We start from the raw sequence: 19,568 nt of genomic DNA, 5'->3' as shown, positions 1-19,568 counted from the left end.
CCACCAACGCCACCCAGCGTCAGGTCCACTGGCACTTCACCACCGACGATGCCCCCACCCGACTCCACCACCTGTACCCCACACGTTAGAAGCGACACTCTACTAGGCCGGGCCCGAGCGCCACTTCCGCTCCGGATCGCCGTCACGCAGCTCGTCGAGATCGACGTCCCAGCCGATACCGCGAAGAGACTGCACGGCGAGGCCCGCAGGGCGCTGCGACGACAGCAGGTCGGCCGCCGTGCGCAGCAGGTCGGCGTTGTCGGCGGCCGGCGAGCCGTCGGGGCGGGTGAGCACGTCCTCAAGACCGATCCTGGTCGCCAGCCCGCGCCGCGCCGCCTCGGCGAGCACCGGCCACGCGCCGGCGTCCTCACCGTGCAGCAGCACCGGGAGGTCGAGCGGAGCCAGCGCGTCGAGCAGCCTGCCGGCCTCGGCGACCGCCTCGGTCGGCTCGGTGACCTGCACCTCGGCCAGCACCCGGACGGCGCCGGCCGGCGGGCCGAGGTCGAGCAGTCGCCGCGCGGCCGGCACGTCGAACACGCCCAGCTCGATGCCGATGCCGGCCTGGTGCAGCGCGGCGCAGACGTCGCGCCAACCGTCCTCGTGCACGTTCACCGAGGCCAGGTCGGGACGGCCCGCGGCCAGCCCGGCCCACCCGGCCACCAGTTCGGCGCGCCGCGCCGGGTCCGGCTGGATCCACGCCGCCGTGGTCACCCCGATCTGCGCGTGCGGCACCGCGGCACGCACCACGGCCACCGTGGTGGCCACCTCGGGCCCGGCGAGGACCTCGAGGCCGACCGCGTCCCTCGGGTGCAGGTGCAGCGACGTCACGCCGAGCGAGCCGACCGCGACGGCGTCCTCGGCGAGCTGCTGCGGGCTGACCGGCAGGGCCGGGTGCGCTCCGACTGGTCGAGCGCCGTTCAGACACGCCTGGAGCATGTCGCGTCACCCCGATCTGCTGTGCGGCATCCTGCTGTTGCGGCATCCGCGTTGGCGCGGCCGGACCCGCTCAGGACAGCGCCAGCCCGAAGACCACGAGCTGCACGTGCGGCGCCGGCCGCCAGTCCCGTTCAGGTAACCGCTCGAACCCGAGCCGCCGATAGAGCCGGTGCACGTTCGTCATCCGATCGAGGCTGCTCAACACCACTCGGGGCAGCCCGAGTTCGCGCGCCCGGTCCACCACCGCGGCGGTCAGCACCGTGCCGATGCCGCGCCCGCGCGCCTCCGGCGCGACACCCAGCATCCGGAACTCCAGCTCGTCCGCGCGGGAGATCTCGGCGAACTTCGTGCCGGAGCGGACCACGGTGACGCTGCCGAGGATCGTGTCGTCGGGGTCGACGGCGACCAGCAGCTCGGCGTGCGCCGCCCGGTCCTCGGCGTCGGCGAGCTTGGTCGCGTAGCCGTCCTCGGTCCGGCCCTCGAGATAGCCGTCCGCCAGGTAGGCCGCCACGGTCAGCGCGCCGACGGCCGGCAGCTCCTCGGCGCGCGCCGGCCGCACCACGACGTCACTCATCGCCCGCCGCCTCCTCGGCCGTCTCCTCGACCGCGCCGGCGGTGGCGACCTCGGCCGCCGCGTCCGGGCCCCGGTCGAGCAGCACCCGGAAGCCGTCCTCGTCCAGCACGGGCACCTTGAGCTGCACCGCCTTGTCGAACTTGGACCCGGGAGCCTCGCCGACCACCACGAACGAGGTCTTCTTCGACACCGAGCCGACCGCCTTGCCGCCCCTGACCAGGATCGCCTCCTTGGCCTCGTCCCTGGAGAAGCCGTCAAGCGACCCGGTCACCACGATCGACAGGCCTTCCAGGGTGCGCGGGATCGAGGCGTCCCGCTCCTCGGCCATCCGCACGCCCGCCCGCCGCCACTTCGCCACGATCTCGCGGTGCCAGTCGACGGCGAACCACTCGCGCACGGCCGTGGCGATGGTCGGGCCGACGCCCTCGGCCGAGGCCAGTTCCTCCTCCTCGGCCTCGGCGATCCGGTCGAGCGAACCGAACTCCTGGGCCAGCGCCCGCGCGGCCGTCGGCCCGACGTGCCGGATGGACAGCGCGACCACGACCCTCCACAGTGGACGATCCTTGGCCGAGGCCAGGTTGTCCAGCAGCTTCTGCGCGTTGGCGGACAGCTCGCCGGCCATCGTGGTGAACAGCTCGACCCGGCCTAGCGTCTCCGCGTCGAGGTCGAACACGTCGCCCTCGTCGGTGATCGCGCCGGAGCCGAGCAGCGCCGACGCGGCCTCGAAGCCGAGCACCTCGATGTCCAGCGCCTTGCGGCTGGCCAAGTGGAACAGCCGCTCCCGCAGCTGGCCGGGGCAGCTCTGCGCGTTGGGGCAACGGATGTCGACGTCGCCCTCCTTCTCGTGCCGCAGGATGCTCCGGCACTCGGGGCAGAGCTCCGGCATGACGAACTCGCGCTCCTCGCCAGTGCGCGCGTCCACCACCGGGCCGAGCACCTCCGGGATCACGTCGCCCGCCTTGCGGATCACCACGCGGTCGCCGATCAGCACGCCCTTGCGTTTGACCTCGTCGGCGTTGTGCAGCGTCGCCATCGCCACCGTCGAGCCCGCCACCTTCACCGGCTCCATCACCGCGAACGGCGTGACCCGGCCGGTGCGACCCACGTTGACCTGGATGTCCAGCAGGGTGGTCGTCGCCTCCTCCGGCGGGTACTTGTAGGCGATGGCCCAGCGCGGCGCCCGCGAGGTGGTGCCGAGCCGACGCTGCAACGGCACCTCGTCGACCTTGATCACCACGCCGTCGATCTCGTGCGCGGCGTCGTGCCGGTGCTTGCCCCAGTAGTCGATGTGCGCGCTGACGTCGGCGAGCGAGTCGAGCACCTTGGTGTGCTCGGACACCGGCAGCCCCCAGGCGCGCAGCGCGCGGTAGGCGTCGGACTGCTTGGCGGGCTCGAAGCCCTCGCGTTTGCCGAGGCCGTGGCAGATCAGCCGCAGCGGGCGGCTCGCGGTGACCTTGGGATCCTTCTGCCGCAGCGAGCCCGCCGCGGTGTTGCGCGGGTTCGCGAACGGCGGCTTGCCGGCCTCGACCAGCCGCGAGTTCAGCTCGAGGAAGTCCTCGACCCGGAAGAACACCTCGCCGCGCACCTCGACCAGCGCCGGCACCGGGAACTCCTCGGTGCCGGTCAGCCGCTCGGGGACGTCGCCCATGGTGCGCACGTTGAGCGTGACGTCCTCGCCAGTGCGGCCGTCGCCCCTGGTCAGCGCCCTGACCAGGCGACCGTCCTGGTAGAGCAGGTTGATCGCGAGGCCGTCGATCTTCAGCTCGCACAGGTAGTGCGCCGTGTCGCCGATCTCCTTGACCACCCGCTCCGCCCAGGCGCCCAGCTCCTCGGGGTCGAAGGCGTTGTCCAGGCTGAGCATCCGCTCCAGGTGGTCCACGGTGGTGAACTCGGTGGAGAAGGTGCCGCCGACGAGCTGGGTCGGCGAGTCCGGGGTGGCCAGCGCGGGATGCTCGTCCTCGAGCTGCTGGAGCTCGCCGAGCAGCGCGTCGAACTCACCGTCGGTGACGGTCGGCGAGTCGAGCACGTAGTAGCGGAACTGGTGGCCGCGCACCTCCTCGGCGAGGGCGGCGTGCCGCTCCCGCACGTCGGTCGGCACGTCCTCGACGCCCTCGGCCTGTGGCTGCGCCGCCTGTTCCCGGGGCAGGCCGCTGTCGGCGAGTTCTTCGCTGCTGGTCACCTGTGCAGACTAACGATCGGCACCGACAATGGCTGGTCAGTGGCCCTTCGGCGGGTCAGTTCGACCCTCCGGCGACGGATCTTGACCGGGGTCGCGATCGGGCTCCTGAGCGGAGTCGCGATCGGGGTACCCCCACGGCTCGTCCTCGACGCCGGCCAGGCCCCGCACGATGGCGCGCAGCTCCAACAGGCTGATCGTCCCGGCCGGCTCGGCGTCGGCGGTCTCGACCCGGCGCAGCCGCTCGCCGGCCAGCCGCTCGCCGAGGGTGGCGTCCAGCGGCAGGAAGGTCATCGCCTGGCGCGCGGCCTCGGCGAGGTTGGCCAGCTCGGGGTGGTGCACGGCCACGTCCACGACCCCGGCCTCCTCGTCGACCTGCGCGACGACCCGGAAGTCGGCCAGCGCGAGCCGGTGCGCGCCGAGATTGACGGTGACGCCGGTCGGATCCGGCACGGCCGGCACCGAGTCGTGGTACTCCCAGATCATGTCCTCCTGCGGCGCGGCCGCGATCCAGGCGTCGGTGTAGGGGCGCAGCCTCGGGTCCTCCTGGCCGCTGAGCACCAGCGCGTAGATCGCCCGCCTGCCGCGCTCCAGGGAGAAGTGCAGGTCGGGGTGCACGGCGGCGACCAGCTCGCACAGCTCGTTCTCGACGCGGCCCGGTTCGCCGTCGCCGAGCGCGCCGCTGATCGTGGGCAGCAGGTCGAACCAGCGTCGCCAGAACTCCTCGGCCGCCTCAGCCGGGTTCGGCAGGTGCACCGGGACCTGCGCGGGTGCCGCCACCGGCTCCGCCGCGCGTCCCGTCCGTCGCTTGCGCGAGAACCACGTCATCCACCCATTGTCCCGCACGGGCGGCGTCAGCGGCCGCGAACGGCGACGGCGAGGAGGTCGGCGGCCGGGCCGACCAGGCTGCGGCCGGCCGGCCAGACCGCGCGCAGCGAGCGGCGCAGGTCGAGGCCGTCGACGGAGACCTCGACCAGGCGGCCGTCCACGAGGTCGACGCCAGCGGCGAGCACGCTGAGCACGGCGGGGCCCGCGCCCGCCATGACCGCGCTGCGCACGGCGGTGGTCGAGCCGAGTTCCAGCAGCGGGCGGATGCCGCCGGCGCCGGCCAGCCGCAGCGCCCGTTCCAGGGTGTCCCTGGTGCCCGACCCCGGCTCCCGCACCACCAGCGGCGTGCCGGCCAGCTCGGGCGGCCCGACGGGTCGCCTGCGTCTGGCCCACGGGTGGTCAGGCGGCACGACCACGGCGAGCCGGTCGGTGGCGACGCGTCGGGTGGACAGGCCGGCCGGGACGCTCGGCGACTCGACGAACCCGAGGTCCACCTCGCCGCGCAGCACCAGGTCGGCGACGGTGCCCGAGTTGGTCACCTGGAGCCCGACGTACAGCTCGGGGTCGGTCCGGCGCAGCTCGCCGATCCAGCCGGGCGCGAGGTGCTCGGCCACGGTCATGCTCGCCGCCACCCGCAGCTGCGCGTCCCGTTCGCTGCGCAGCGCGTCCGCCCCGGTGAGCAGGCCGTCGACCTCGTCGAGCACCCGCCGGGCCCAGTCGCTGACGACCGTGCCGGCCGGGGTCAGCGCGGAGCCGCGCCTGGTCCGGTCGACCAGCGCGAGGCCGAGCCGCCGCTCCAGTGTGGACAGCCGCTTGCTCGCCGACGGCTGGGCGATGCCCAGCTCCGTCGCCGCCCTGCCGAGGCTGCCGTGCTCGCCGACCAGCACCAGCAGCCGCAGCGACTCGAGGTCCGGCACCTGCCTCACGGCCGGGACCCGCAGCTCACCTGAGTCGGTGTCATAGCCCAAGGGTATGACCACCTGTCGAACTGTCGGCTACCGGAGCGCCGCGCGCGGGGGCAGTGTCGGCTACGTGAGCACCACCAGGACAACGACGTCACCGGTAACCCGCACCCTCCTGCCAGGACTCGGCCTCGTCGCGGCGGGAGTCGCGGTCAGCTATCTGGTCAACCTCGCGCTGCCGCCGGTGAGCGCGCTCACGGCCGCGGTGCTGCTCGGCGTCGTCGTCGGCAACCTGCCGATCCTGCCGGCCACCGCGCGTCCCGGCCTGACCTGGGCCACCCGCAGGCTGTTGCGCGCCGGCGTGGTGCTGCTCGGCCTGCAACTGGCCGTCCCGCAGGTGCTGGCGCTCGGCGGCGGCACGCTGCTCGCGGTGGTCGTCACCGTCGCCGTGACGTTCCTCGGCACGATCGCGCTCGGCCGGCTGCTGCGCCTGCCGAGGGGCCTGTCGCTGTTGGTCGGCACGGGGTTCGCCATCTGCGGCGCGTCCGCGATCGCCGCCATGGAGGGCGTGGTGGACCGCGAGGAGGAGGACGTCGCCTCCGGGGTCGCGCTGGTCACCATCTTCGGCAGCGTGTCGATGTTGGTGCTGCCGATGCTGGCGGGCCCGCTCGGACTGTCCGACGCGGACTACGGCCGCCTGGCCGGCATGAGCGTGCACGAGGTCGCGCAGGTCGTGGCGGCGGCCTCGCCGCTGGGGGCCGCCGCGGTAACCGTCGCCGTCGTGGCGAAGCTCAGCCGCGTGGTGCTGCTCGCCCCGATGGTGGCGGCGGTCAGCCTGGTCGAGCGGCGCAGGCGGCCCGCGACCGAGGGCAAGAGGCCTCCGCTGGTGCCGCTGTTCGTGCTCGGCTTCCTCGGCATGGTGGCGGTGCGCAGCCTCGGCGTGCTGCCCGGCGGCGTCCTGGACGCGACGAAGACGCTCACCACGCTGCTGCTGGCCGGCGCGCTGTTCGGGCTCGGCTGCGGCGTGCGGATCGGCGCGCTGGTGCGCACCGGCCCCCGCGCGCTGCTGCTCGGCCTGCTGTCGACGCTGCTGGTCACCGGGGTCGCGTTCGCGGCGCTGCGCGTCATCGGCGGCTAACTCAAGAGCGCAGGGCGCCCCTGAGCAGGTCGCTGTTGAGCCGGCCGATCGTGTCCAGCGGGATGCCCTTGGGGCACACCGCGGTGCACTCCCCCGTGTTGGTGCAGCCGCCGAAGCCGAGCTCGTCGTGCGTGCGGACCATCGCCTCGGCCCGCGAGTACCGCTCCGGCTGGCCCTGCGGCAGCAGCCCGAGGTGGGTGGCCTTCGCTGCGGTGAACAGCATCGCCGAGCCGTTGGGGCAGGCCGCGACGCAGGCCCCGCAGCCGATGCAGGCCGCGGCCTCGAACGCGGTGTCAGCGTCGGGCTTGGGCACCGGGACCGCGTGCGCGTCCGGGGCGCTGCCGGTCGGCGCGCTGATGTAGCCGCCGGACTCGATGATCCGGTCGAACGCCGAGCGGTCCACCACGAGGTCGCGGACCACCGGGAAAGGCCTGGCGCGCCAGGGTTCGATGGTGACGGTGTCGCCGTCGGCGAAATGCCGCATGTGCAGCTGGCAGGCCGTGGTGGCGCGCTCTGGGCCGTGCGCGACACCGTTGATCATCAGGCCGCACATGCCGCAGATGCCCTCGCGGCAGTCGTGGTCGAACGCCACCGGCTCCTCGCCGCGCAGGATCAGCTCCTCGTTGAGGACGTCCAGCATCTCCAGGAAGGACATGTCCGGGGACACGTCGTCCATCGGGTAGGTGACCAGCTCGCCGGCGTCGGAGGTGCCGCGCTGCCGCCAGATCCGCAGGGTGAGTCTCACTTGTAGCTCCGCTGGCTCGGTGTGACGTGTTCGAAACGCAGGTGTTCCTGGTGCAGCACCGGCGGCGTGCCAACGCCCGTGTGCTCCCAGGCGGCCACGTAGCTGAAGTTCTCGTCGTCGCGGCGCGCCTCGCCGTCGGGGGTCTGGCTCTCCGCGCGGAAGTGCCCGCCGCAGGACTCGGTGCGGTGCAACGCGTCGAGGCACATCAGCTCGGCCAGTTCGAGGAAGTCGGCGACCCGGCCAGCCTTCTCCAGCGACTGGTTGAGTTCCGCGCCCTCGCCGGGCACCTTCACCCGCCGCCAGAACTCCTCGCGCAGCGCGGGAATCTGGGCGAGCGCCTTGCGCAGGCCCGCGTCGGTGCGCTCCATGCCGCAGTGCTCCCACATCAGCTGGCCGAGTTCGCGGTGGAACGAGTCGACCGTGCGGTCGCCGTCGACCATCAGCAGGGCCTTGATCCGGCCGCGCACCTCGGACTCGACGTCCGCGACGGCCTGGTGCGCCGGGTCGACCGCGTCGAACGGGCCGTCCACGAGGTAGTCGCCGATCGTGTTGGGCAGCAGGAAGTAGCCGTCGGCGAGCCCCTGCATGAGCGCGCTCGCGCCGAGCCGGTTAGCGCCGTGGTCGGAGAAGTTGGCCTCGCCGATCACGAACAGCCCGGGAATGGTGCTGCGCAGGTCGTAGTCGACCCACAGGCCGCCCATCGTGTAGTGCACGGCCGGGTAGATGCGCATCGGCACCGCGTACGGATCCTCGCCGGTGATCCGCTGGTACATCTCGAAGAGGTTGCCGTACTTGGCTTCCACGGCAGGACGGCCGAGCCGCGCGATCGCGTCGGCGAAGTCCAGGTACACGCCGAGCCCGCCTGGCCCGACGCCGCGTCCCTCGTCGCAGACGTGCTTGGCCGCGCGGGAGGCGATGTCCCTCGGCACCAGGTTGCCGAAGCTCGGGTACATCCGCTCCAGGTAGTAGTCCCGTTCCGCGTCGGGGATCTCGCCGGCCGGGCGGTCGTCGCCGGCCAGCACCGGTACCCAGACCCGGCCGTCGTTGCGCAGCGACTCGCTCATCAGCGTCAGCTTCGACTGGTGCTCGCCGCTGACCGGGATGCAGGTCGGATGGATCTGGGTGTAGCAGGGGTTGGCGAACAGCGCGCCGCGCCGGTGCGCCCGCCAGATCGCGGACGTGTTGCAGCCCTTGGCATTGGTGGACAGGTAGAAGGCGTTGCCGTAGCCGCCGGTGGCCAGCACCACGGCGTCCGCGAGGTGGCTGGTCACCTCGCCGGTGACCAGGTCCCTGACCACCACGCCGCGCGCCCGGCCGTCGACCACGATCAGGTCGAGCATCTCGGTGCGCGGGTGCATCCGCACGGTGCCGGCGCTGATCTGCCGCGCCAGCGCCTGGTAGGCCCCGAGCAGCAGCTGCTGGCCGGTCTGGCCCCTGGCGTAGAAGGTCCGCGACACCTGCGCGCCGCCGAAGGAGCGCGTGTCGAGCAGGCCGCCGTACTCGCGGGCGAACGGCACGCCCTGCGCGACGCACTGGTCGATGATCTCGGTGCTGATCTGCGCGAGCCGGTGCACGTTGGACTCGCGCGAACGGAAGTCGCCGCCCTTGACGGTGTCGTAGAACAGCCGGTGCACGCTGTCGCCGTCGTTGCGGTAGTTCTTGGCGGCGTTGATGCCGCCCTGCGCGGCGATGCTGTGCGCGCGGCGCGGGCTGTCCTGGTAGCAGAACGACTCGACGCGGTAGCCGAGTTCGCCGAGCGTCGCGGCGGCCGAGCCGCCGGCGAGCCCGGTGCCCACGACGATCACCGTCAGCCTGCGCTTGTTGGCGGGGTTCACCAGCCGCGCGGCGAACCTCCTGCGGTCCCACCGGGTCTCGATCGGCCCGTCGGGTGCGCGTTCGTCGGCGATGGGCGTTCCCTCGGCGTAGAGCTGGCTCATGTCAGGACTCCGGTCAGCACGGCGATGGGCACGGACAGGAAGCCCGCGGTGATCACGACCGCGACGCCGAGCGCGATCGCCCGCAGCGCGCGCCGTCGTTTCGCGGTGGAGATGCCGAGGCTCTGGAACGCGCTCCACATGCCGTGCCGGATGTGGAAGCCGAGCGCCGTCACGGCGAGCATGTAGAACACGGCGACGTACCAGCGTCCGAAGCTGGCCGTCACGTTGCGGTAGTCCTGGCCGGGCACGCCGTTGGGGTTGACCACCCCCGCGGTGATGTCCAGCACGTGGTAGACGACGAACAGGGCGATGAGCACGCCGCCCCAGCGCATGGTGCGCGCCGAGTAGCTGCCCTGCACCGGCCTGCGGTGCCGGTAGCCGATCGGCCGGGCCGCACGGGCGCGCCTGGCCAGCTGGATCGCCGTGGTCATGTGCAGCAGCACGCAGGCGAGCAGCCCGGCCCGCGCGATCCACACGACGCCCTCGTAGCCGAACACGGGGGCGGCCAGCTCGCGCAGCCAGTGCCCGTAGCCGTCCAGCGACCGCGCGCCGAAGAAGATCTTCAGGTTGGCCAGCATGTGCGCGATGACGTAGAGCAGCAGGCCTGCGCCGGAGACGGCCATGACGGCCTTCTTGCCGACCGTCGACCGCCACAGGCGCACCATCCCGGATCTGGGCGCCGCCGTGGCTCTCGCCCCGGGAAGTTCCTTGCTCGCAACTGGCACGGATCCACGCTAGGAGCGGCCGGACGAGTCGTCCAATATATCGTTCGCCTGGATTCGATAGCCGTAGGCTATGGAAGTGACCCTGCAACAGCTCGTCTACTTCCTCGCGGTGGCGCAGGCCAGGCACTTCACCAAGGCGGCCGAGCGGGTGCACGTCGCGCAGCCCTCGCTGAGCAAGCAGATCCACGCGCTGGAGGACGAGCTCGGCGCCACCCTGTTCAGCAGGGCGCGCGGCAACATCGCGCTCACCCCGGCCGGCGAGGCGCTGCTGCCGGTGGCCGAGCGAATACTGTCCGATGTGGACACCGCGCGGCTGGAGGTGCAGGAGTTGGTCGGCCTGCGGCGCGGCCGGGTCCGCGTCGGCGCCCCGCCCAGCCTGTGCGCGAGCCTGTTCGCCGACGTGCTCAGGCGGTTCCACGACACCTATCCGGGCATCCGGCTGCTCGTGGAGGAGGACGGTTCGCGGGACCTCGTCGGTGCGCTCGGCCGGGGCGAACTGGACCTCGCGCTGGTGATCGAGTCACCAGGGGACACCGACGGCGCGCTCACCAGCACGCCGATCCTGCGGGAGAACCTGGTGGTGGCGTCGAACGCGGACACCGCAGTGCCGGCGCGGCGGCAGCTGCTGCTGACCGACCTGCGCGAGCGGGAGCTGGTGATGTTTCGGGAGGGCTACGACCTGCGCGAGGCGACCCTGGCGGCGTGCCAGGCGGCTGGCTTCGTGCCGCGCTTCTCGGTGGAGGGCGGCGAGATGGACGCGGTGCTGCGGTTCGTCGAGGCCGGCCTCGGGCTGGCGATCGTGCCGAGCATGGTGCTGACCGCCCGGCCGCTGCTGCGCGGCACGCCGCTCGCGCCGCCCGGCCTGAGCCGCACGATCGCGCTGGCGCACCGGACGGACGTCGCCCCGACCAACGCGGCCCGCGCGTTCCGGACGGTGTTGCTTGAGTTCCTGCGGCAGGAGGCCGAGGCCGACCGCCTGCCGCAGGGCGTCGAGCTGATCGCTAGCTCAGGCTGAACGGCGGGTACCGGTCGGTGGTGAGCAGGTAGGCGTAGGCCAGCACGCGAACGCCCCAACGGATCACGCCGACCACGAAGTCGAACAGCCCGCGCGGATAGCGGCCGGTGAACAGGATCGCGAACCAGGCGATGATGATCGCGACGGTGCCGGCGATGCCGAGGAAGAACAGCACGACGTAGTGCGGGATCGCGAGGAACCACTTCGCCAGCGGCAGCCACTGGTTCAGGTCGCGCTCCGCGTCGGGGTAGGGGATCTCCAGGTGGACGGCCTGTTCCTCGTCCGTGGACGGATACTCGTCGCGCAGCAGCGAGAGATACGCCCCGACGCGGTTGGAGAACCCGAGCAGCTGGATGTTCCAGTCGAACCACCAGCGCGGGTACTTCCGCCGGAACACGATCATCAGCAGCGGCGCGCCGAACAGCAGCCCGCCAGCGGTGAACGCGGCGTGCACGGCGCCGGAGCCGTCCACCCGGTTCCAGGTGTCGATCTCCGAACCGCCGACCGCCGAGAGCACGAGCGCGATGGGAATCACCACGACGATGCGGAAGAACGTGGTCAGCCGGTTCAGCGGCCGGTCGGGATAGTCGACGGTGAAACTGACGGGGTACGTGTCGACGGGCTGTGCGGAGTGCTCGCTCATCGCCATCACCGGTTCCCTTCGCGCGTGCTGCGCTTGTCCCGGCGGGCCGGGATTTTGGGGACGAGTGTGGGCGATCATGACCGGAGCCGCCGGGCGACCGACGCGGTCCGCCCCGGACGAGTGACCACCAGCCGAGGTGGGTCCGCGGCGCGGCAGACCCACCTCGACTGACTCAACCGCGCGCGGTGAGAGCCAGCGCGAGCGCGGCGGTCGAGGTGAAGTCGATCGCCGGTTCCGAGCTCTGCCAGGTGCGCGCGTCGTCCATGTAGCGCGAGGTCGACGAGTCGAACTGCTTGAACGACGAGACGCCGCAGGACTTTCCGCCGTCGGGCAGCGAGTCGATCGTCTTGAACAGCGAGGCGTTGTTCGGCCCGTTGACGACCGCGCCGACCACGACCTTGCTGCCGCCGTTGAGGCTGCCGGCCAGGTTCGCCACCTGGTGCTGCATGCAGTGCGGGAACGTCGTCCCGACGCCGACGACAAGTGTGCTGCCCCAGGCGTTCGCGCCGAGCGTGAAGGCGCGCTGCTGGGTGGCGAACGCGTCGAACTCGTGGCTGCCGGTGATCGAGCCGTAGAGCAGCGCGGTGGCCACGAACCCGAAGCTGTGGCTGGCCACGTCGAAGTCGGTGACCGAGGCGCCGGTGCGGAACGGGCTGCTCGCCGCCCTGGTCACGCCGTCCTGGAGCTGCCGCTTGAGATCGCCGACGAGCTGCGCCTCGGTGACGTCGGCGTGCCCGCCAGCGGCGCGCAGCACCGCGACCAGGTCGGCGTGCGCGATGGCGCTGGTGTCGTAGACGTTCAGCGTGCCCTTGTCGCCGCTGGCCAGGTACGCCTTGGCCCACTTCGCGGCGTCCGAGGTCCAGCCCGCCGCCCGCGAGTCGCCGAGCGCGGTCGCCGCGAGAGACAGCTCCGTCGCGCCGAGTTCGAGGTCGTCGAGGTAGGAGGACTCGGGGTAGTAGCCGTGCGGGTACGCCGAGACGATGGCGCCGCCGGAGGTGTCGGCCTTGCCGTAGATCGCCGCCGCCGTGGCCAGGTACTGCTTCGCCCTTGCCTGGTCGGTGCCCGCGATGTTCTGCGCTGCCACCGCGAACGCCGCCGCGACGCGGCCGGCGAGGTTCGGGCTGATCGGCTTGCCCGCCTGGTTGGCCGCGAACACCGGGCGGTACTTGACGTAGTACGCACTGTCGCCCGGCTTGACGTTCAGCGCGTCGTCGGCCTCCGGCAGCCGCCACACGTCGTGGTCGCCGACGAAGTTGGCCTTGCTGCTGCCGCCGCCGACGCCGACCTGGGCGTAGAGCACGCCGGTCTGCTGGTTCCACATCCTGCCGAGCCAGTCGAGCCCGTGCCGCGCCTCGGCCGCGACCGTCGGTGTTGCCTGCACCCGTTGGGACAGCAGGAGGTTCGTCACCGCGTAGGAGGTCGTCTCGGTGAACTTGAGGAAGTCGCCCGCGTCGAACCAGCCGCCGGAGACGTCGATCGGTCCGCCGATCCTGGTGAGCGCGCTGGTGATCGTGTCGTCACCGGTGAAGGTCGGCACGGCGTAGACGGTGGCGCTCTTGTCGGTGAGGTGGCTCGGTTTGCGGCCGAGCACGCCGGGCACCACGTCCGAACCGTCGCGCTGTGCCTGGAAGAACGTGGCCAGCGCGTCGGAGACCGGGGTGAACAGGGCGGCCTGGGTGTCCACCCGGAAGCTCGGCGAGTTCGCCGAGACCGCCCCGGAGACCTTGATCTGGTAGGTGCCTGGGTCGCGCACCGCCGAGAAGTCGATCGGGTAGACGGCCGAGTAGGTGCTGCTCCACTTTCCCGTGCTGGCGCCGACCTTGCCGGTGAGCACGGACTTTCCGCCGGAGTCGACCACCGCGAACTGCGCCCCCGACGCGGCCGAGGTCGCCATCAGGTACGCCTGCTTGGTTTCGCCGGTGCCGTAGCCGACCTGGTCGACGCGCACCTGGCCGGTGGCGGCCGCCTGCGCCGGCACGGCGGCGACCACGGTTCCCATAGCCAGCACGGCAAGCGTCGCGAACGCCATCGCCGGACGTGACGATCTCATGGACCCTCCGTTCCCCGGGGCCGGCGGCGGGAGCCCATTTGGTTAAGAAAGTTGCCCAATTATTGGGGAAGGTGACCAACCGGTCAATCACCAACCTTCCGGGGCCTCCACGAACGCCCTGCCGAGGTCGCGGGTCAGCGACATCGCCCTGCGCACCCACGCGTCGCTCGCCCCGGCGAGGCCGCAGGTCGGCGTCGGCACCGCGCGCTCGGCCAGCACAGACCTCGGGAAGCCGAGCCGGTCGGCGAGCGCGAGCGCGGGGGTGGCGGCCGCGCGCAGGTCGAACTTGGTGCCGGGATCGGTGCTCGGCACCAGGCCGAGCAGCAGCGTGGTGTCGGCCTCCCACGCCTCGCCGAACTGGTCCCAGACGGCGGCTGGCGCGTCGCCGAGCAGGGTCAGGTCGAGGGCGATCGCCCGCGCGCCGGCCTCCCGCAGCAGCGTCAGCGGCGGCCGGGGCGCGCAGCAGTGCACGATCACGGGCTGGCCGCTGGCCCGCTCGGCCGCCTCGACGACGGTGGCGAGGACGCCGCGCGCCTCCGGATCGGCCACAGCCGGCACCCTGCCCAGCCCGGACGGGGTCGGCAGCCTGCCGCCGAGCACGGCGGGCAGCGTCGGTTCGTCCAGCTGCACCAGGACGCGCGCCCCGGTGCGCCTGGCCACCTCGGCCACGTGCGCGGCGAGGCCCTCGGCCAGCGAGTCGGCGAACTCGCGCAGCGCGCCCTGGTCGGTCAGCACCCGGTGGCCGCGCACCAGCTCGATGCCGGCGGTCAGCGTCCACGGGCCCGCGACCTGGAGCTTGAGCAGCTCGGGCCGCGCGCCGGCCCGCTCGACGGCCTCCTCGATCGCGTCGAGGTCGCGGCGCAGCAGGTCGACGGCCCGCCGGTGCTCCCGGCCAGGCCGCGCGGTCACCCGGTAGCCGGACGGCACCACCTCGACGGCGAGGTCCACCAGCAGGCCCGCGGTGCGGCCGATGATGTCGGCCCCGACGCCCCTGGCCGGCAGCTCGGGCAGGTGCGGCAGGTCGGGGAGTTCGCCGACCACGATGCGGGCGGCCTCGAAGGGGTCGGTGCCGGGTAGCGAGCCGATGCCGGTGGCGGTGCCGGGGGACCAGGGGGTGGTGTCCACGGCACCAGTGTCGCTGGTCCGGGTCCCGCGTCGCCCGGGTGGTCCACCGTGGACCAAAGGTCTAGACCTATTGACTAAGTGGTCTAGGCCACATACCGTCACGGGGACGGTGCTGACAGTGGTCACCCGCGCACGACGCTGCCAGGGCCGCCCCAACGTGGTGCGGAGGTGCGACGCGCCTGTGCCTCCGCACCACCTCCCCTGCACCAGCCGAGGTGACGCCCATGGCCTCAATCCGCACCCTTCGACCCGTCTTCGCCGCCGCCGTCCTCGCCCTCGCGTCCGCGACGACGCTCGCCGCGCCGCTGACCGCGCAGGCCGCCACCCTGCCCGCCTGCCAGCACTTCTACACCGGCACGATCCCGGACCGACCGCTCTCCCCCGGCACCGGACCGTCCCCCGAGATCTCCGCCGTCAGCGTCGCCAACCGACTGCCCGCGCCCGGCGGCGTGTCCGGCGGCCTGAACGCCGACGGCTCGGTGACCTTCACCTTCAGCCGCGTCCCGGGCGCGGTGGCCTACCGCGCGTTCCGCAACGGCCAGGCGCTCCAGTGGATCGACGACTGGGGCCAGCCGAGCTTCCAGGTCAGGGACGCTTCTCCCTGCCAGAACGCCAACTACCAGCTCTACGCGATGGCCGACTCGTCCGGGTCGGAGGCCGGCACCGGCCAGGTCTCCACCTCCTACCGGCTGGCGGGCGGCAACCGGCTCGCCGCGTGGGCGATCCCGGCCGGCACCAGGTTCACCTACAAGGTCACCTCCTACAACGACACGGGTCGCACCGCGCTCGGCTACAACGCGGGCCCCGGCTTCTGCGCAGTGGACGCCCGCAACATCCCCTGGGGCACCAGGTTCTACGTCCCCGGGTACGGCCACTGCTACGCGGCCGACATCGGCAGCTGGATCAAGGACTCCATCGTCGACGTGTGGCTGCCCGGCGGCCAGGCCGACAACTGGGGCGTCCAACAACGCGTGCTCGTCGTCGAGTGAGCGGGAGAATCCCATGAGACTCGTGCCAACCAGGGCCGTCGCGCTGATCGCGGGAGTCCTGCTGCTGCCCGTCACCGGCCTGCTCGCCGCGAACCACCTCGCCGGCGCCGCGGCCGGCCCGTCCGCCGCGTTCAGCCGCGACTCCACCTGGAGCACCGGCTACCAGGGCAAGTACGCGATCGCCGCCGGCAGCGCCGCGCTGACCGGTTGGAAGCTGGAGTTCGACCTGCCGTCCGGCAGCTCGGTCGGCACCTACTGGGACGCGACGCTGGCCAGCAGCGGCGGCCACTACACGTTCAACAACCGCGAGTACAACGGCTCCGTCGCGGCCGGCGCGTCCACCAGCTTCGGCTTCCTGGTCAGCGGCACCGCCGACCCGACCAACTGCCGCCTCAACGGCCAGCCCTGCGGCGGCGGCACCCCGCCGCCGACGACGACCACCACAACCACCACCACCACGACAACGACCACCACCACGACGACGACCGGCCCGCCGCCACCGCCGAACCACTCGAGAACCGCGCCCTACATCGACATCACGATGGACAGGCCGGCACTGGTCGACGTCGCCAACGCGACCGGGCAGAAGACCTTCACGCTCGCCTTCGCCCTCGCCGACAGCACCGGCTGCACGCCGTCGTGGGGCGGCACGATCCCCATCGCCGACAGCAGGATCGTCGGCGAGGTCAACGCGCTCAAGGGGGTCGGCGGCAGCGTGGTCGTGGCGACCGGCGGCGCGGCAGGCCCGTACCTCGAGGACACCTGCGGCACGGCCGACGCGCTCTACGCGGCGTACACGAAGGCGCTGGACACGGTCGGCAGCAACAGCATCGACGTGGACGTCGAGGCGAGCATCCCGGTCGCCATGGTGAACCAGGCGCTGCTGCGGCTCCAGCAGACCAGGGGCACCTCGGTCAGCTACACCCTGCGGATCCAGGGCCAGGACTACGGGCTCGACCCGTTCTCGGTGCAGATCCTCCAGGACGCCGCGGCGCAGGGGCTCAACGTCGTGGTCAACCCGATGCTGATGGACTTCGGCGGCAGCGGCGACTGGGGCGACGCGATGGTGTCGGCGGCCAACGCGACGCTCGGGCAGATGCAGACGGTGTGGCCGGGCCGCAGCGACGCGGAACAGCGCGCCGCGCTGGCGATCACGCCGATGATCGGGCGCAACGACACCGGCCCGATCACCGACCAGGCGGCGGCCAGGAAGCTGTTGGGTTTCGCGCAGAGCAACCACATCGCGCAGATCCGGTTCTGGTCGGTCGGCCGGGACAACGGCTCCTGCCCCGGCGGCGGCGTCTCGCCGACGTGCAGCAGCATTTCCCAGTCCCCCTACGAGTTCACCACCCTGTTCGGCGCCTACACCGGCTGACCGAGAAGTCCCCGTGGCCGGGCCTCGTCGAGGCGCCGGCCACGGGGTCGGTGCAGCGTCAGGCGACCACCTTGACCACGAGCACGACGGCGACGACGCCGAGCAGCACCAGCAACAGCTTGGGATTGCCGAAGTTGAGCGTCCAGCCGATGCCGAACCGCTTGGGCAGCATCAGGGCCGGGTCGTCCGGGTTGACGTAGACCAGCCCGCCGCCGCGCCAGTACCGGTCGTCGTCGCGCTGCACCGTGCCGGTGTCCTCGGCCTCCTCGCCGCCGGGCGGCGTGCGCGCGGCCCGCCCGGCGCGGATCGCGACGGCCACCAGCCCCGCGACGCCGAACACCACCGGCACCAGCAGCAGCGCGCTGTTGATGTGCGCGCTGCCGTGCCACACCTGCACCGCGAGGACGAGCATCGACAGGTTGAGGCAGGCGACCAGCACGAGCATGGCGCGGGCGAGCCGGGGCGCGAACTCGCGGTGCCGACGCGCGGAGGCGACCGGCGCGGCGGCGTCCAGGTCGGCCCTGGCGCGCAGGGACAGCCACATCAGCCCGACGATGAGCACGGTGAGGCCGGCCTGCGTGAACACCGGGCCGAACGCGGTGGCGACCGATCTGGCCGCCGTCCGGTCCGCGACGCCTGCCGCGTTGTAGTGCAGCGCCAGGGTGTCCGGCAGGTGCGGGTAGCGCAGCACGCCGTAGACCGCCGTGCCGACCAGGATCAACAACCCCGGCACGGCCCACGACCACGGGAACCGCACGGGGTCGGTGCGCAGCGAGGTGTCGACCGCGACGCCCTGCCGCAGCCCCCGATACCAGTCCTCGCGCGCCTTGACCGCCTGGATCGCCCGCCGCGCCCTGACGTAGCCGACCGCGCCCCCGACGAGCAGCACGGGTATCCCGACGGACGCGGCGACCGGCTGGTCGCTGACCGCCGCGACCAGCACGCCGACCACGACGGCGAGGACGGTGGCGCCGAGCACCCATCGCCGGTAGGTGACGAGCTGCCGCGCGATCACCGGGGCGTCCACCCGCTGCGGCGGGATCCGCACGCCGAACTGGAGCGTTGGGCGGATCAGCGCCGGCATCAGCCAGAGCAGGCTGCCGATGGCCAGGACGAGGGCCAGTTGGATGGCCGTCAGGGCGTTCACGCCGACTCCCCTTCCCCGCCGCCGAACGACGAGAGCACCAATTGACACATGCCGAGCACCACGGCGTCGTCGACGCCGTGCGCGACCGCCTCGGCGAGCAGCGTCGTCAGCCGACCCTGCCATTCCTCGGCGAAGCCCGCCTCCGGCGGACCGGAGTCGGGATCGCGTTGCACGACGGCGCCGCTCTTGCGGTTGAGCCGCAACAGCCCCTGCTGCCTGAGCAGGTCGTAGCCCTTGTTGACGGTGTGGAAGTTGATGCCGAAGTCGGCGGCCAGCTGCCTGGTCGAGGGCAGCGGGCTGCCCTCGACCAGCGCGCGCGCCGCGATCGCTTCGACGACCCGGTCCCTGATCTGTTGGTAGATCGGGACCTCGCTGGTCAGGTCGACACTGAGGATCACGTCCGCACTCCCGCGTTGCTCTGTTATAGAAGTTATAGAACAAACACGCAGACGTGGCAAGGTGAGACCCGAAACCCGTCCGACGGCGTCGGCCTAGCGGTGTACGAGGCCGTCGACCATCAGGGCGAGGGTGAAGTCGAACCGGTCGTGCCCCTCGCCCGCGGTCAGCTCGGCGGCGTGCCGGGTGGTGTGCGGGAAGGTCGCGGCGGGCAGGGCGGCGAACCGGCGGAGCACCTCCTCGCGGTCGTGCACCACGACGGCGTCCTCCTGCGCCGATCGCTGGCGCACGATCGACGCCTCGAGGCAGTAGGCGGCCACGTACAGCAGGAGGGCGTCGATGGCCCAGGCGGCGGCCTGCGGGGCGACGCCGCCGGCGAGCAGGATCGCCAGCATTCCCTCGCTGACGCGCACGATCTCGAGATCGGTCGGCCCCATGGCGAGCGCGGCGCGGGAGATGCCGGGGTACCTCAGGTACTGGTCGCGGATCTGGGCGCACACGCCGAGGATCTGCTCCCGCCAGGCCGCCGGGTCGGGCTCGGGCAGCACGAGCCCCGCGCACAGCCGCCCGATGAGCAGCTCGTCGAGGTCGGCCTTGTTGACCACGTGGGCGTAGAGCGAGGCGGGCCCCGTGCCGAGCGCGCCGGCGACACTGCGCATCGTCAGGGCGTCGTAGCCCTCGGTGGCGACGATCTCGAGCGCCGCGTCGGTGATCCTGTCGACAGTGATCGGCGGCTTCCGGCGCGCCTGCCGCGCCGGAACGGCGGCCGGCTGAGCGTGCCGGACGGCGCGGCGTTGTGTCGGATCGACTGACATGCGGCAGAGCCTACCTTGACACGAACAATGTTCCACACGTAGAACTTTGTTC

Annotated in this window: 18 protein-coding genes; 4 read left to right on the top strand and 14 right to left on the bottom strand. The window is 72.3% G+C overall.

Annotated elements, in window-relative coordinates; all coding sequences use genetic code 11:
* Positions 1 to 102: 102 nt before the first annotated feature.
* The 5 genes from F0L68_RS21840 to F0L68_RS21820 all read right to left on the bottom strand — a co-directional run bounded on the left by F0L68_RS21840 (position 103) and on the right by F0L68_RS21820 (position 5,488).
* Positions 103 to 936, bottom strand: coding sequence for a 3-keto-5-aminohexanoate cleavage protein (locus F0L68_RS21840; RefSeq protein ID WP_149851476.1), 834 nt, complete (start codon positions 934 to 936; stop codon positions 103 to 105).
* A 70-nt stretch (positions 937 to 1,006) separates the two neighbouring features.
* Positions 1,007 to 1,510, bottom strand: coding sequence for a GNAT family N-acetyltransferase (locus F0L68_RS21835; protein WP_149851475.1), 504 nt, complete (start codon positions 1,508 to 1,510; stop codon positions 1,007 to 1,009).
* Entirely contained in the window at positions 1,503 to 3,689 is a 2,187-nt protein-coding gene (gene ligA / locus F0L68_RS21830; RefSeq protein WP_149851474.1) for an NAD-dependent DNA ligase LigA, read from the bottom strand. The genes F0L68_RS21835 and ligA overlap by 8 nt, the downstream gene beginning before the upstream one ends.
* 36 nt (positions 3,690 to 3,725) lie before the next feature.
* Positions 3,726 to 4,514, bottom strand: coding sequence for a hypothetical protein (locus tag F0L68_RS21825; RefSeq protein WP_223199013.1), 789 nt, complete (start codon positions 4,512 to 4,514; stop codon positions 3,726 to 3,728).
* Positions 4,515 to 4,540: 26 nt separating this feature from the next.
* Entirely contained in the window at positions 4,541 to 5,488 is a 948-nt protein-coding gene (locus F0L68_RS21820; protein WP_223199018.1) for a LysR family transcriptional regulator, read from the bottom strand.
* Here F0L68_RS21820 and F0L68_RS21815 point away from each other — a divergent pair.
* A complete protein-coding gene (locus F0L68_RS21815) occupies positions 5,487 to 6,554 on the top strand; it encodes a YeiH family protein (RefSeq protein ID WP_149851473.1) in 1,068 nt (355 codons plus the stop codon). The genes F0L68_RS21820 and F0L68_RS21815 overlap by 2 nt on opposite strands.
* 1 nt (position 6,555) lies before the next feature.
* On the opposite strand, the gene F0L68_RS21810 is transcribed toward F0L68_RS21815, so the two are convergent.
* The 3 genes from F0L68_RS21810 to F0L68_RS21800 are packed head-to-tail and all read right to left on the bottom strand — an operon-like array spanning position 6,556 to position 9,961.
* Positions 6,556 to 7,299 carry a succinate dehydrogenase/fumarate reductase iron-sulfur subunit gene (locus tag F0L68_RS21810; RefSeq protein WP_149851472.1) on the bottom strand — a complete coding sequence of 248 codons (744 nt, stop codon included), beginning with the start codon at positions 7,297 to 7,299 and terminating at the stop codon, positions 6,556 to 6,558.
* Positions 7,296 to 9,236, bottom strand: a complete 1,941-nt coding sequence (locus tag F0L68_RS21805; protein WP_149851471.1) for a fumarate reductase/succinate dehydrogenase flavoprotein subunit — start codon at positions 9,234 to 9,236, stop codon at positions 7,296 to 7,298. The genes F0L68_RS21810 and F0L68_RS21805 overlap by 4 nt, the downstream gene beginning before the upstream one ends.
* Positions 9,233 to 9,961, bottom strand: a complete 729-nt coding sequence (locus tag F0L68_RS21800) for a succinate dehydrogenase cytochrome b subunit (RefSeq protein ID WP_223199012.1) — start codon at positions 9,959 to 9,961, stop codon at positions 9,233 to 9,235. Before F0L68_RS21800 ends, F0L68_RS21805 begins: the two co-directional genes overlap by 4 nt.
* Positions 9,962 to 10,037: 76 nt before the next feature.
* Here F0L68_RS21800 and F0L68_RS21795 point away from each other — a divergent pair, with 76 nt between their 5' ends.
* Positions 10,038 to 10,976 carry a LysR family transcriptional regulator gene (locus tag F0L68_RS21795; protein WP_149851470.1) on the top strand — a complete coding sequence of 313 codons (939 nt, stop codon included), beginning with the start codon at positions 10,038 to 10,040 and terminating at the stop codon, positions 10,974 to 10,976.
* On the opposite strand, the gene F0L68_RS21790 is transcribed toward F0L68_RS21795, so the two are convergent.
* The 3 genes from F0L68_RS21790 to F0L68_RS21780 form a co-directional block, all read right to left on the bottom strand.
* Positions 10,963 to 11,619, bottom strand: a complete 657-nt coding sequence (locus tag F0L68_RS21790; RefSeq protein WP_149851469.1) for a DUF4389 domain-containing protein — start codon at positions 11,617 to 11,619, stop codon at positions 10,963 to 10,965. The two genes, F0L68_RS21795 and F0L68_RS21790, sit on opposite strands and share 14 nt — an antisense overlap.
* A 172-nt stretch (positions 11,620 to 11,791) precedes the next feature.
* Positions 11,792 to 13,669 (bottom strand): glycoside hydrolase family 9 protein, encoded by a 1,878-nt coding sequence (locus F0L68_RS21785; protein WP_149851468.1) that lies wholly within the window; start codon positions 13,667 to 13,669, stop codon positions 11,792 to 11,794.
* An 87-nt stretch (positions 13,670 to 13,756) separates the two neighbouring features.
* Positions 13,757 to 14,794, bottom strand: coding sequence for a methionine synthase (locus F0L68_RS21780; RefSeq protein ID WP_149851467.1), 1,038 nt, complete (start codon positions 14,792 to 14,794; stop codon positions 13,757 to 13,759).
* A 224-nt stretch (positions 14,795 to 15,018) separates the two neighbouring features.
* Here F0L68_RS21780 and F0L68_RS21775 point away from each other — a divergent pair, with 224 nt between their 5' ends.
* On the top strand, positions 15,019 to 15,783 hold the full coding sequence (locus F0L68_RS21775) for a 3D domain-containing protein (RefSeq protein ID WP_149851466.1): 765 nt from the start codon (positions 15,019 to 15,021) through the stop codon (positions 15,781 to 15,783).
* A 13-nt stretch (positions 15,784 to 15,796) separates the two neighbouring features.
* On the top strand, positions 15,797 to 17,158 hold the full coding sequence (locus F0L68_RS21770; RefSeq protein WP_149851465.1) for a cellulose binding domain-containing protein: 1,362 nt from the start codon (positions 15,797 to 15,799) through the stop codon (positions 17,156 to 17,158).
* Between the two features lie 58 nt (positions 17,159 to 17,216).
* Here the strand turns inward: F0L68_RS21770 and F0L68_RS21765 are convergent, their stop codons facing one another.
* The 3 genes from F0L68_RS21765 to F0L68_RS21755 all read right to left on the bottom strand — a co-directional run bounded on the left by F0L68_RS21765 (position 17,217) and on the right by F0L68_RS21755 (position 19,516).
* Positions 17,217 to 18,305: a DUF1648 domain-containing protein gene (locus F0L68_RS21765; RefSeq protein ID WP_188316726.1), complete on the bottom strand. Its 1,089-nt coding sequence runs from the start codon at positions 18,303 to 18,305 to the stop codon at positions 17,217 to 17,219.
* Entirely contained in the window at positions 18,302 to 18,703 is a 402-nt protein-coding gene (locus tag F0L68_RS21760; RefSeq protein WP_149851463.1) for a GntR family transcriptional regulator, read from the bottom strand. Before F0L68_RS21760 ends, F0L68_RS21765 begins: the two co-directional genes overlap by 4 nt.
* Positions 18,704 to 18,796: 93 nt before the next feature.
* Entirely contained in the window at positions 18,797 to 19,516 is a 720-nt protein-coding gene (locus F0L68_RS21755) for a TetR/AcrR family transcriptional regulator (protein WP_149851462.1), read from the bottom strand.
* Between the last annotated feature and the right edge of the window lie 52 nt (positions 19,517 to 19,568).

It is taken from the genome of Solihabitans fulvus (genome assembly GCF_008386585.1).
Classification (GTDB): Bacteria; Actinomycetota; Actinomycetes; order Mycobacteriales; family Pseudonocardiaceae; genus Solihabitans; species Solihabitans fulvus.
The sequence above is the reverse complement of the archived record's forward strand: the minus strand, read 5'-3'. Positions and strand labels throughout refer to the sequence as shown.

What these genes read in the sequence shown, in the direction of transcription:
- F0L68_RS21770 (WP_149851465.1), top strand. Translation starts at nt 15,797, where the DNA reads ATGAGACTCGTGCCAACCAGGGCCGTCGCGCTGATCGCGGGAGTCCTG.
- F0L68_RS21825 (WP_223199013.1), bottom strand. Translation starts at nt 4,514, where the DNA reads ATGACGTGGTTCTCGCGCAAGCGACGGACGGGACGCGCGGCGGAGCCG.
- F0L68_RS21790 (WP_149851469.1), bottom strand. Translation starts at nt 11,619, where the DNA reads ATGAGCGAGCACTCCGCACAGCCCGTCGACACGTACCCCGTCAGTTTC.
- F0L68_RS21805 (WP_149851471.1), bottom strand. Translation starts at nt 9,236, where the DNA reads ATGAGCCAGCTCTACGCCGAGGGAACGCCCATCGCCGACGAACGCGCA.
- F0L68_RS21775 (WP_149851466.1), top strand. Translation starts at nt 15,019, where the DNA reads ATGGCCTCAATCCGCACCCTTCGACCCGTCTTCGCCGCCGCCGTCCTC.
- F0L68_RS21755 (WP_149851462.1), bottom strand. Translation starts at nt 19,516, where the DNA reads ATGTCAGTCGATCCGACACAACGCCGCGCCGTCCGGCACGCTCAGCCG.
- F0L68_RS21840 (WP_149851476.1), bottom strand. Translation starts at nt 936, where the DNA reads ATGCTCCAGGCGTGTCTGAACGGCGCTCGACCAGTCGGAGCGCACCCG.
- F0L68_RS21785 (WP_149851468.1), bottom strand. Translation starts at nt 13,669, where the DNA reads ATGAGATCGTCACGTCCGGCGATGGCGTTCGCGACGCTTGCCGTGCTG.
- F0L68_RS21815 (WP_149851473.1), top strand. Translation starts at nt 5,487, where the DNA reads ATGACCACCTGTCGAACTGTCGGCTACCGGAGCGCCGCGCGCGGGGGC.
- F0L68_RS21835 (WP_149851475.1), bottom strand. Translation starts at nt 1,510, where the DNA reads ATGAGTGACGTCGTGGTGCGGCCGGCGCGCGCCGAGGAGCTGCCGGCC.